Origin of the sequence: Martinezella dioscoreae (assembly GCF_009176305.1) — a bacterium.
Lineage (GTDB): Bacteria > Pseudomonadota > Alphaproteobacteria > Rhizobiales > Rhizobiaceae > Rhizobium > Rhizobium dioscoreae.
In genome coordinates this window covers 1093006-1104264 of the sequence record NZ_BLAJ01000003.1, presented here as the reverse complement: position 1 = coordinate 1104264, position 11259 = coordinate 1093006, and the positions used below count along the sequence as shown (strand labels likewise).

Here is an 11259-nt window from a genome sequence, read left to right as displayed (position 1 = left end):
TCTTTATCTCTTCTATCCCGAGGATGTCCGCCTGCTTAGATGAAATCGGAGGTCTGGGAAATACCTCCCCCCAGCCATGTTTCGACGGATATTTAGGCAGGATGACGGGCAAAAAGTCGTTCCCGTTGCGTCTTCGAACGGCGTATCCCCGCCTCAGCCGCCGGTTGCCAGCGAAAGCTTTTGCGGTGGTTTCGCCAGACTTCCCTCGTTGAATTTCAGGAATCCCACAAGAAGCCAGACCAGTCCGGCCGTCTTCATGGAGAAGATGGCTGTGGAGCCGATCATCAGATTGAGGAACAGGAAGAGGGAAAGCGCATGGCCAAGGCGTCGCTGATTGACCGTTTCGCCGCCCGGATAGAGCGAGGCGTAGAGCCAGAACAGAATCAGGCCGAAGATGGTGGCGCCATAGATGATGTAGACATATCCGCTGTCGAAAAAGATGCCGACCTGATCGAGCTGCAGCCCGATCGTGCTCTGCAGGTCCATGCCGAGGAAGGCTTTGACCGTGCCATTGATGCGCCCGACGAAATTATCGCCCGTCACGCTCGGCTCGAGCGCGTGAATGACGAAGCCGACAACGATGATGCCGGGCATCGTCAGCAGGTCGAGCGTCTTCGGGAGCCATGGATAGATGAAATAGCCCGCAACGCAGATGAGGCTGAAGATCAGCATCGTGCGTGTGTCGTTCGTCAGCAGGATCAGCACGACCGTCGAGAAAAACAGCAGCCGGTCCAGCAAACCGAGACGATTGGAGAAGCTGATCAGATACAGCACCATCACGCCGCAGAAATTGGCAAGCGAGACCTGCTCCAGGAAGATGGAGGACGATCGGTGGTCGATCAGGCCGAAAGAGAACCGGCCCTCGAATCCAAGCGCGCCGCGAAACAGGCCGATATCGCTATAGGTCGCCGGCGGCACCCCACGCGTATTCTGGAAATATTCGGCCGGATGGAACAGCGCGACATATTCCTTGACCGACACGATTTCCAGGACAAGCACGGCAAGCACGATGAAGCATGAAATCTTGAAGGCAAGCTTGACGGTGCGCTCGTTGGCAAGCCGCCCCATGATCGAAAAAGCGAAGATGATCATCACGTTGCGGAGATGATCGATATAGGCCTGCTTGTTGATGGCGATGACGAAAACCGTCAGTACGATGGTCAGCAGCAGATAAAGGAGCGGTGCTATGTCCTCTTCATATATGCCCTTCGTCAGCAGGTAGGTGAAGGCGGCGACCTGCAGCAGCACCTCGGACAGCACGACGGAACTTGGCGTCAGCGGCGTAATATTGTGATTGATAAAGGCAAGGATGCAGTTATAGCAGACCGCCAGCAGCGAAATCGTGAGAATGACGAAATTGATCGGCTGCTTTTCGCCTGAACGTTGCATCAGATATCCGGAGTGGTGACGTCTTCACTGGCGGCGGCAGCATATCAGGCTGATGATTCGCGACAAAGAGCCGGCTGCCCGTCAATGGTCATTTCGCCGGCTTGACCAACGCGCATGAGGCCGCCAGTGACACTTTTCGATTAAGCCCTTCAGTAAGAACCTTCATCTGCGGCTTTTCGCGGCCGTTGTGCGGCTGGACGTTGAGCGGCTCCTCTGGCGGCCACCAGTCGCCGGCGGCCCAATAGGTCCAGCCGAGCCACACGTCGCTGTTGGCGTTCATGATGTCGAGAACCTGCTTGAGACCGTAGAGGCAACCATCATTGGCGGCGACGCCGAATTCACCGAGGAATCCGCGCTTCCCGTTCTTGCGCAGCCAGTCGGTAACGTCGTTCATGCCCTTCACGGCTTTGTCGGTGCCGTCGCAGACCGGGTGCGTGCCCGAACTGTCCGAATCCAGATATTGGTGGAATTCGAAGGCGTAGAAATCGATCGGGTCCTTGACGCCGAGCATGACCGTGCCATTGGCGCCGCCGCCCAGAACGTCGGCCGACCAGCTATGCGCCCCCGTCCAGTTCGTGCCGGGCACGAGAATGAGATTGCGCGCGCCGATGGTTCGGATGCTGCGGATGGCGGTGTTGGCAAGTTCGAGCCAATCGGGAGCCTTGATATCGTGGGGCTCGTTCATCAGGCCGAAGGCGACGCCCTTTCGATTGGAGAACTCCACCGCAAGCCGCGCCCAGAAATCGCCGAAAGCAAGATCGGTCGCGGGAGCCTGCTTGAGCTGCGTCTTGTCGTAATAGGCGTAATTGTGGGGATCGAGAACGACTGTCATTCCATGCTTCTGGATGAGATCGACGGCATCCTTCAGCCGCTGCAGTTCGTCGCCATCGAGAGGTGCTCCGAGCACGGGCTGCAGCCGTTCCCACCGGAAGGGAAGGCGGATCGTATTCATGCCTTTTTCTGCGAAATAGCGCACGGTCTGTTCGGACGGATAGGTGTAATTCACATTCACGACCCCGCCGCGCTCGCCATATTCCGCGCCGGACAGATTGACGCCGCGATAGCATAGTTGCTGCGCCGCGAGGGGGCTCTCCGCCTGCGCCGTGAAAGCGAGCATGACTGTGGCGGCCAGCAGGCGTCGCAGAGTTTTCGTCATCGATGCGGTCATTGCATGGCCCTGCCTTCCGTGCGCGTGTGGCTTTTCATAGGGATGATGGTGTTGAGCAATGATGAAGGGATGGATCATGCGAGCGCCCGCCCCGCGATTTCCTGAGAGCGTCCTTAATGTTCCGTTAGCCAAACGTTTCTAAACTTCCGGCACCTGCTGCGTGGAATGCGTCTGCGGAGCATTGAAAGTCTGCCATGAGCTCAATGGAACGAAGCAAGAGATCGGACCGACTTGCGGGTTGGCGCGATACCGAGCCGTCTGACATACGGCGCGACGGTATGCGCTTGCGCAGTCCTGTCTTGCGCCCTCGGGATTTCGTCGCCGCTGCTGAGCCCATGGCACATTCCGAAGAGCTTGAGGCGCCCATTCCGGATGCCGCCGTTCCGCAAAGTCCGCCGAAGCGATCCGATGTTGAGGAGCCGGTGGCCCCCCGCTCCGTTTCCGAGCCGGTTGTCACCGCTGCGGTGCCTACTGTCGAGCAGGTTGCGGTTGTACCGGCATCTGTCGCTGCTCCGACGGCATCGATACCGGCGGCAAAATTGCCTTTGCTTGATCTTCGATCGGCCATCGCTTCGATCTGGGCGAAGAAGTTCGTTGTTCTTGCCCTGGCAGGCGCCGGCGCCGTTCTGGGCGGAGCGGTCATTCCCCTTATTCCGCAGAAATTCACCGCCGAGACCAGCCTCTATTTCGACCCTCGGCCGGTCGGAGGCTCCGATTCCGCCCAGCAGGCGCCGACGCCACCGGAATTGATCACGACGATGATCGACAGCCAGACGCAGATCCTGTCTTCCGGCAAGGTGCTAGGGCGCGTCGTCGATGCGCTGAAGCTCGATCAGGATCCGAAATTCAATGGTGGCGCCACTGGCGAGGCGGCAAAATATGTGGCCACCGCCGCCTTGGCGAAAGCCGTGCAGATCGCCCGCGAATCCAGCACCTACGTCGTCAATGCCAAGGTGACGACGAGCGATCCTCAAAAATCGGCCGAGATCGCCAACCAGCTTGTGACCTCCTTCATGGAGGAAGAGAGCAAGGCGGCTGCGAGCACCTACAAGAACAGCAATACGGCGCTCGATTCCCGCCTGGAGGATCTGCGCCAGCAGGTACTGTCAGCCGAAAAGGCCGTCGAAACCTATCGCGCCGACAACGACATGGTGGCCGTCGAGGGCAATCTGATCTCCGACAAACGTCTGACCGCTCTGAACGACCTATTGGTAACGGCCCAGCAGAAAACGATCGAGGCAAGAGCCCGCGCGGACGCTGCCGGCAAGCTCAGCTTTGAAGATGTGGTCTCCAACAATCCGTCCGCAGGGGTGACATCGACGGCATTGAGCAGCCTGCGGCAGCAATATGCGACGATGGCCGCCAATGTCGGCAGCCTTCAAAGCCAGCTCGGCGCCCGCCATCCGCGCCTGCTCGCCGCGAAATCGTCACTGGATAGCCTCGCCGCCGAAATCCGCGCGGAGCTGCAGCGGCAGATGACCTCGGCCCGCGCCGATTATGAGCAGGCACAGAAGGCCGAGCAGGATATCGCCAAGGAACTGGCAGTACAGAAGGCCTCGCAGGTCAATACCTCAGGCAAGCTTGTCGGCCTGAACGAGCTGCAGCGCAAGGCGACCGCGGCTCGCAATCTCTATGAATCACTGCTGAAACGGTCCGGCCAGGCGAGCGATGCCCAGGACCTCTCGCAGAGCAATATTCGCGTGATCTCGGAGGCGGAACCGCCACTGAAGGCGGATGGGCCGAGCCGCAAGGTGATGATGGTGGCCGGGCTGATCGCCGGCGCAATCTTTGGTGCCGGTCTTGGCATGGCGTTTGCCGTTCTCCTCGGCCTGTTTCGGCATCCCGTCATCCGCGGCTATTTCGGCAAGTGACCATCGTCTTACCCTTTCGCATCGGCCGCCTTTTTCAGCATTGAGGATGCAATTGCGCGTCGACTGTTCTAAATGTAAATCGGCGCTGGGGATGATTGGGTCTTGCTAATGGAAGCGCGATACGGTCATTAAGCGTTGTGCGATACTTTGTGAGACAATCTATGCGAGAAAAGCGGTGCGTTGCTCCGATGACTGGCGCCAGGGAAAGCTGATCGATGGTGCCCGCGGATAAACTCGTTCTGCCGTTTCTGGCGTTGCCGCGCTCCACCAAGCGCGCGCTTGCGCTGCTGGTCGATGCCAGCTTGTGTGTGCTGACGGTCTGGTTTGCCTATTGTCTTCGCCTTGACGATTGGGTCATCCTCGAAGGCGTCGAGTGGCTGCCGGCGATCGTCTCCCTTCTGCTCGCCATTCCGATCTTCATCGTCCTCGGCCTTTACCGCGCCATCTTCCGCTATGCCGGCCTTTCGGCGTTCGTGACGGTCGTCAAGGCGGTGGCGATCTATGCGCTCGCCTTCATGACGATCTTTACCGCCATCAGCGTGCCGGGCGTGCCGCGCACCGTCGGCATATTGCAGCCCTTGCTGCTGCTGATCGCGATCGGCCTGTCGCGCATGTGGACACGCTACTGGCTTGGCAACGCCTATCAGCGCCTTCTCAATCGCAATCAGCTTGCCAAGGTGCTGGTCTACGGCGCCGGTGCTTCAGGGCGTCAGCTTGCGGGTGCGCTTGCCAACAGCGCGGAGCTGAACGTCGTCGGCTATCTCGATGACGATCGCAACCTGCATGGCAGCATTATGGGCGGGCTGCCGATCTACGATCCGGCCGATCTGCCGGCGCTCGTAGTCTCAGGCGAGATCAAGGGCGTCTTGCTCGCTCTGCCGAATGCCACGCGACAGCGGCGCAACGAAATCCTCGAAGACATGCGCAAAGCTCGCGTCACCGTACGGACCATGCCAGATCTGACGGCGCTCGCGCAGGGCCGCGTCGCGGTTTCGGATCTGCGCGAGCTTGATATCGAGGATCTGCTCGGCCGCAACGTGATCGCTCCCGATCGCGGTCTGATCGAGAAGAACATTCGCGGCAAGGTCGTCATGGTCACCGGTGCCGGCGGCTCGATCGGCAGCGAACTCTGCCGCCAGATCCTGAAGAACGGTCCGTCCTCCCTGTTGCTGATCGAACAGAGCGAGTTCGCCCTTTATGCCATTCATGGCGAGCTGGAGAAGGCGGCCGCCTCCGCCGGCCACGCCGCCGATGTGCGCATCATTCCCTTCCTGGCTTCCGTCCGCGATGGCCAGCGAATCAGGCAGATCATGCAGGCCTGGCGGCCGAAGACCGTCTATCATGCCGCTGCGTACAAGCATGTGCCGCTCGTCGAATACAATCCCGTCGAAGGCATTCGCAACAATGTGCAGGGAACGCAGATAGCGGCCGAAGCTGCGCGCGATCATGGTGTCGAAAATTTCGTCCTCATCAGCACCGATAAGGCCGTGCGTCCGACCAACATCATGGGCGCCAGCAAGCGGTTGGCGGAAATGGTGCTGCAGGCGATGGATGCAGATCGCAAGCCCGGCACCGACAGTACCAATTTCGCCATGGTGCGTTTTGGCAACGTGCTCGGCTCATCCGGTTCGGTCGTGCCGCTTTTTCGCCAGCAGATCCGCGACGGCGGCCCGATCACGCTGACGCATCCCGATATCACCCGCTATTTCATGACCATTCCCGAGGCGTCGCAGCTTGTGATCCAGGCGGGCGCGATGTCGGGCGGCGGCGATGTCTTCCTGCTCGACATGGGCGAACCGGTACGCATTGCCGATCTCGCGCGGCGAATGGTGGAATTGTCCGGTCTGACTGTGCGGGACCAGGACGAGCCGGATGGCGATATCGAGCTTGAAATCACCGGCCTTCGACCGGGCGAGAAGCTTTTTGAGGAACTGTTGATCGGCGACAACCCGCAGCCGACCAGCCATCCGCGCATCATGCAGGCCAAGGAGGATTTCCTGCCCTGGCCGGAGCTGTCGAAGCGGCTCGCCGCACTCGAGGCGGCACTGGATGAAAACGACATTCCCTTGGCGAAAGCCCTGCTGCAGAAGCTCGTTTCCGGCTATGCGCCGAGCAGCGAAGTGGTTGATCTGGTCTATCGCGAGCGCGAGACGGATCTGACGGTCGATCAGCCCAACCTTGATAACGTTGCACAGCTATAGGCGCATGTCCTGTCACGACACCGGCGTCTTTTAATGCTTTCGGGCTTGGCCTCGCAGCTTTGCCGCAGCTACTGCTTCATCGCGACGGCGTAGTACCAGCGGCGCACTTGATCGCAGGTGCGGAACCAATGTGCCGTGAGCCGCAACAGCGGATGCCGCTTTACCGCGCGGTAATGCACGCGTTTGCCGATCGTGGTGTGGGCGCGGTGCGGGCTGAAATCGACCAGATTTTCAAAGGTCGTGAATGTCTCGACGCCGGTTGACCAGCCGCGTTCCAAGGCGACGTCGTAGGGAAGAAGCATGGGCCTCAGCGTCGTCAGCAGCTTCTTGGCCGCCTTGCGGTTGACGATATAACAGGCAGCCGATCCCTGCGGACCATGCATGCAGCGACCGACGACATCGTTTTCGCTGGTTTCGCAGATCGGCTTGAAGCCGACAAGGCGATGGTTGACGAGCTTGACGAGACGCGCCCCCTGGACGCTTTCCATCGCTGCGATTGCACGCGGGATAAGCTTCTCGTTGAGCTCGACGTCGTCTTCCATGATGATCGCCATCTTGTCGCCGCTTGCGACGAATTGCTCCAGCGCAATCAGATGGCTGCGGTAGCATCCGTACTCTCCCGGCAGGAGCTTGCGGCCGTTGTGATAGATGAACGAATGCGGATAAAAATCGACGCGGTCTGCCTCCGCGACGACACGTCCGTCGACGGCAGGAACGCGCGTGATATGCAGATCATATTCGACGGCCTGGTTGCACAGTCGTTCCCAGCGATCACGCGAGCGATCAAGATTGATGACATAAATGGAAACCTGCTGAGCGGCATCGTCAGCAATCTCCGGGTCAACAAGAGGCGGGATACGATTAATCTGTTCGAGAATGACTGTTACTCCTTCAAACAGAAATCGCGCCGACAACAACCAGGATGACAATTTTCATACTATATAACATGCTTATGACTTGTCGCAAATCGCTTGCACACGCCTGCATTGTATTTGCAGATAAAAGCATTTTTTTTGGTGTAACGTAGCGTGAATGGCCCGCGTCGGCGATGCGGAAACCATCCCGTGCGCATGATTTTGATCGGGGAACCCGTTGGCGCATGACCCCAGCCCCATTATATCTGTGATATGCGGCGTGTGGTCGTTGCGCTCGCATTTGTAAAGGAGCGTAGCAGTATATGTGGATCAAGTCGAAAATCGCCATTGCTGCCCTGTCCCTTGCGGTCTTGATGCCGGCGGCCGCACTTGCCGACAATCCGCTCCTCCCCAAGCCATATGTAGCTCCCGTCTATCCTTACAAGGACCTTCCGGGAGTTACTGCGCCGAAAATGGCTGATGACGAGAAGTTTCAATGTCGCACCGCCACCGTGTACGCCGATTATTTTCACGAAGGTCCGTTCTACCGCGGCTTGCCGCGCCTCGGTTACGTTTGCGATCAGAATGGCGTCATTTCCAGCAGCACCAGAAAGCCGAACTACCAATATTGGCAATATAACGGGCCGGATAGATAAGTCGTAGGCATTCTGCCGAATTAAGCAGCAGCGCAATCAAGGCGAGCGTGGCTTGATGTTCGCGTCGGTAGGTTTTGTTGGTGGTCTGAAAATAAATTTCATGTTTTTGGTTAAATGCGCGAACGTCGTTGACGAATGCGAAAATTTGCCCCAAGGTTACGAAAATAAATTACGTAATGGGAACATAAAAGCATGCGCGTTGGAATCATTGGGCTGGGATTCCGCCTAGGCTATCTGGGCTATGTCTTCAAGGCGATCGACGAGAGCTTCGAGATTGCAGGATATGTCGATCCGGAACCCGCGGGCCTGCCCGGTTTGCTCGAAAAGGGCATCTCAGCCGGAAAGGCCTATGCAACACCCCAGGATCTGATCGCCAACGAAAAGATCGACCTCTTGATGATCGGTTCGCCGAACCACATGCATCTCGATCACATCCGCATCGGCCTCGAGGCCGGCCTCAAAATCTTCTGCGAAAAGCCGATCGTCACGACCATCAAGGATAGCATCGAGCTTGCCCGCCTTATGGCCAAATTCGGCCATGAGCGCCTGAATGTCGGCCTCGTGCTGCGCTATTCGCCGATGTATCGCGATCTCCTGGCCGCCCAGGCCGAGGGGAAGCTCGGCCATGTCGTTTCCATCGAGGCTGCCGAGCATATCGAACCCTATCACGGCGCCTTCTTCATGCGTGACTGGCGCCGATACGAACATTATTCCGGCAGCTTCATGCTGGAAAAATGCTGCCACGACCTCGATCTCTATAATGGCGTGGTTGGCGCGCGGCCGGAGCGGGTCGCAAGCTTTGGCGGCCGCAAGAGCTTCATTCCGGAAAACGATCCCGCGCGGGAAGGCATCAACGATCTCGAGCTCTTCCATCGCAAGCCGAGCGGTTGGATGGGGTCTGACAAGGTCTTCGACAGCGACGGTGACATCATAGACTATCAGGTCGCGATCATTGAGTATGCCAATGGTGTCGGCATGAACTTCCACACCAATCTCAACGTGCCTGACCAGTTCCGCCGTTTCGCCATCATGGGCTCGCGCGGCATGGCCGAGGGCGATTTCATCCGCGGTTATTTCAATGTCCATGAGATGCTGACCGGCAAGAAGGTGATCGAGAAGACCTACGCGGCCACCACGCTTTCGCAGCACTATGGGGCCGACGAACAGATGGCCGCCGATATTATCGCGCACGTCAAGACGGGCCTGCATCTGCCGGTGTCGACCCAGAATGCGCTGGAAGCCGGCATTCTCGCGCTCTCAATGGACGAGGCCCGCATGAAGAAGACCGTCGTCGATCTCCGGCCGATCTGGGACGAGTTCGACGAAGCGCTTCATTCAAGAGCCGCCTAGGGAGGGGCGCAGGATGGGTGTTCAACGCGGCACGGTCATCTTCGCCTGGCTCCTTCTTTTTCCGGCTCTCCTTTACGTCACCGTCATCGTCGCCTATCCGCTGGTCGACACCATAATCCTGTCCTTCACCGATGCATCGTTGAAGAAGGTGACGAATTGGGTTGGCTTCGAGAACTATGCGAAGATCTTCAACGACACTTTCGCAAGCGTCATCGTCCGCACCTTCATCTGGACCTTCTTCTCTGTGTCGATCAAGATGATCATCGGCACTCTCGGCGCCGCACTCTTGAACTCGGCCGTTCCGGGCCGCGCGCTCTTCCGAGTGCTGACCATGCCGCCCTGGATCGTGCCGATGGCGATCGGCATCTTCATGTGGGGCTGGATGTATAATGGCCAGTTCGGCATGATATCTGGCCTGCTGCAGCGCTTCGGCATCGTCGATGGTCCCGTCGCGTTCCTTGCCTATGGAAGCTCGGCCTTCTGGGCGACGATCGTCACCGACGTCTGGATCGGCGTGCCGATGGTCACTCTTTACATGCTGGCGGCCATGCAGGCAATTCCGCATGATCTTTATGAGGCGGCGTGGACGGATGGCGCCGGCCGCTTCTATCGCTTTCGCCGCATCACGCTGCCGCTGCTGGTGCCGTCTCTGGTCACCATGTCGATGCTCTCGCTGATCTCGACCTTCAATTCCTTCGACATCATCTGGATTTTGACCCGCGGCGGTCCGAACGGCGAAACGACGACGATGATCATCGACACCTACCGAACGGCGATCGGGTCTTACAAATATGGCGAGGGTGCTGCGCGTGCGGTGCTGATCTGCATCTTCCTGTCGCTCTTCTGCCTTGCCTATTTCCGCCTGACGAGCCGCTTTTCAACGGGAGCCAAGCAGCGATGAGCCACCCTTCGATGATCCATCGCTACAAATGGTATGAGCTGATCGGCATCTATGCCGGAATCCTGCTGTTTCTCACTTTCGTGCTGGCGCCTTTCATCGAAGGGTTCCTGGTTTCGCTGAAGCCGCTGAGCCAGCTCTTCTCGTCGCCTTACCGCTTCATCCCCGAGAACGGTTCGTTCACGGCCTATCGCACGATGTGGACGAGCGTGCCGGGTTTCGGCTGGTATATCTTCAACTCATTCCTCGTTTCCGGCACGATCACCATCATCGTCCTGATCCTGGTCGTGCCGGCCGCCTATGCCTTCGCGCGTTTCGAGTTCAAGGGTTCCGGCCTGCTGCTTGGCGCGTTTCTCGCGGTCAAGATGTTTTCCGGTGCCGTATTGCTGATCCCGCTGTTCCGGCTCATGCGTTCCTTCGGCGTGCTGAACACCTATTTCGCCATGATCGTGCCGGGAGTGGCCTTCATCATTCCAACGGGAATCTGGCTGCTGCACACCTATATCCGCCGCATCCCGCGCGAGCTGGATGAGGCAGCCTATGTGGATGGTGCGAGCCAGTTCTATACGCTCCGCCGCGTCATCCTGCCGATCGCCATGCCCGGCATCGTCGTTGTTGCGATTTCCTCGTTCATCGAGGCTTACGCGCAGCAGTTCATCTATGCTCTTACTTTCAATTCGAAGACGGAATACATGCCGCTGCCGGTTGGGCTCTTTGCCTATTTCGGCCGGCAGGAGGTCGTCTGGAATGAACTCATGGCCGCAAGTTTCGTCGGCATCGCGCCGGCTCTGGTCGTGATCTTCTTCCTGCAACGGTATCTCGTCAGCGGTTTGACCGCTGGCGCGGTGAAGCAATAAAATCAATCAACCACC

General features: G+C 58.5%; 9 protein-coding genes. 6 read left to right on the top strand and 3 right to left on the bottom strand.

The genetic code is table 11. The features are described from left to right. Nucleotides 1-153: 153 nt before the first annotated feature. Both GDN47_RS17285 and GDN47_RS17280 read right to left on the bottom strand, forming a co-directional pair. Entirely contained in the window at nt 154-1389 is a 1236-nt protein-coding gene (locus GDN47_RS17285) for a hypothetical protein (RefSeq protein WP_112722803.1), read from the bottom strand. 88 nt (nt 1390-1477) lie between these two features. Further along, nucleotides 1478-2557 carry a glycoside hydrolase family 5 protein gene (locus tag GDN47_RS17280; protein ID WP_152093862.1) on the bottom strand — a complete coding sequence of 360 codons (1080 nt, stop codon included), beginning with the start codon at nt 2555-2557 and terminating at the stop codon, nt 1478-1480. Between the two features lie 194 nt (nt 2558-2751). Between GDN47_RS17280 and GDN47_RS17275 the strand changes: the two genes are divergently transcribed. Then, the gene (locus tag GDN47_RS17275) at nt 2752-4428 is read left to right on the top strand and encodes a GumC family protein (protein ID WP_152093861.1); all 1677 of its coding nucleotides are present in this window, start codon (nt 2752-2754) and stop codon (nt 4426-4428) included. A gap of 215 nt (nt 4429-4643) precedes the next feature. Then, complete coding sequence (locus GDN47_RS17270) at nt 4644-6629, top strand: polysaccharide biosynthesis protein (protein WP_152093860.1); 1986 nt, start codon at nt 4644-4646, stop codon at nt 6627-6629. A gap of 68 nt (nt 6630-6697) precedes the next feature. Here GDN47_RS17270 and GDN47_RS17265 read toward each other — a convergent pair whose 3' ends face one another. Continuing rightward, on the bottom strand, nt 6698-7558 hold the full coding sequence (locus GDN47_RS17265; RefSeq protein ID WP_233789952.1) for a glycosyltransferase family 25 protein: 861 nt from the start codon (nt 7556-7558) through the stop codon (nt 6698-6700). Nucleotides 7559-7806: 248 nt separating this feature from the next. On the opposite strand from GDN47_RS17265, the gene GDN47_RS17260 reads away from it, so the two are divergent. The 4 genes from GDN47_RS17260 to GDN47_RS17245 all read left to right on the top strand — a co-directional run bounded on the left by GDN47_RS17260 (nt 7807) and on the right by GDN47_RS17245 (nt 11244). After that, entirely contained in the window at nt 7807-8139 is a 333-nt protein-coding gene (locus GDN47_RS17260) for a hypothetical protein (RefSeq protein ID WP_113329833.1), read from the top strand. Nucleotides 8140-8331: 192 nt separating this feature from the next. Next, nucleotides 8332-9489 carry a Gfo/Idh/MocA family protein gene (locus GDN47_RS17255; protein WP_152093859.1) on the top strand — a complete coding sequence of 386 codons (1158 nt, stop codon included), beginning with the start codon at nt 8332-8334 and terminating at the stop codon, nt 9487-9489. Nucleotides 9490-9502: 13 nt separating this feature from the next. Next, the gene (locus tag GDN47_RS17250) at nt 9503-10390 is read left to right on the top strand and encodes a carbohydrate ABC transporter permease (RefSeq protein WP_113366517.1); all 888 of its coding nucleotides are present in this window, start codon (nt 9503-9505) and stop codon (nt 10388-10390) included. Then, nucleotides 10387-11244: a carbohydrate ABC transporter permease gene (locus GDN47_RS17245; RefSeq protein ID WP_152093858.1), complete on the top strand. Its 858-nt coding sequence runs from the start codon at nt 10387-10389 to the stop codon at nt 11242-11244. The genes GDN47_RS17250 and GDN47_RS17245 overlap by 4 nt, the downstream gene beginning before the upstream one ends. Nucleotides 11245-11259: the final 15 nt, after the last annotated feature.

Bases quoted from the DNA above. Each gene is read 5' to 3' on its own strand.
- GDN47_RS17285 (WP_112722803.1), bottom strand. From the start codon at position 1,389: ATGCAACGTTCAGGCGAAAAGCAGCCGATCAATTTCGTCATTCTCACG.
- GDN47_RS17280 (WP_152093862.1), bottom strand. From the start codon at position 2,557: ATGACCGCATCGATGACGAAAACTCTGCGACGCCTGCTGGCCGCCACA.
- GDN47_RS17275 (WP_152093861.1), top strand. From the start codon at position 2,752: ATGAGCTCAATGGAACGAAGCAAGAGATCGGACCGACTTGCGGGTTGG.
- GDN47_RS17270 (WP_152093860.1), top strand. From the start codon at position 4,644: ATGGTGCCCGCGGATAAACTCGTTCTGCCGTTTCTGGCGTTGCCGCGC.
- GDN47_RS17260 (WP_113329833.1), top strand. From the start codon at position 7,807: ATGTGGATCAAGTCGAAAATCGCCATTGCTGCCCTGTCCCTTGCGGTC.
- GDN47_RS17255 (WP_152093859.1), top strand. From the start codon at position 8,332: ATGCGCGTTGGAATCATTGGGCTGGGATTCCGCCTAGGCTATCTGGGC.
- GDN47_RS17250 (WP_113366517.1), top strand. From the start codon at position 9,503: ATGGGTGTTCAACGCGGCACGGTCATCTTCGCCTGGCTCCTTCTTTTT.
- GDN47_RS17245 (WP_152093858.1), top strand. From the start codon at position 10,387: ATGAGCCACCCTTCGATGATCCATCGCTACAAATGGTATGAGCTGATC.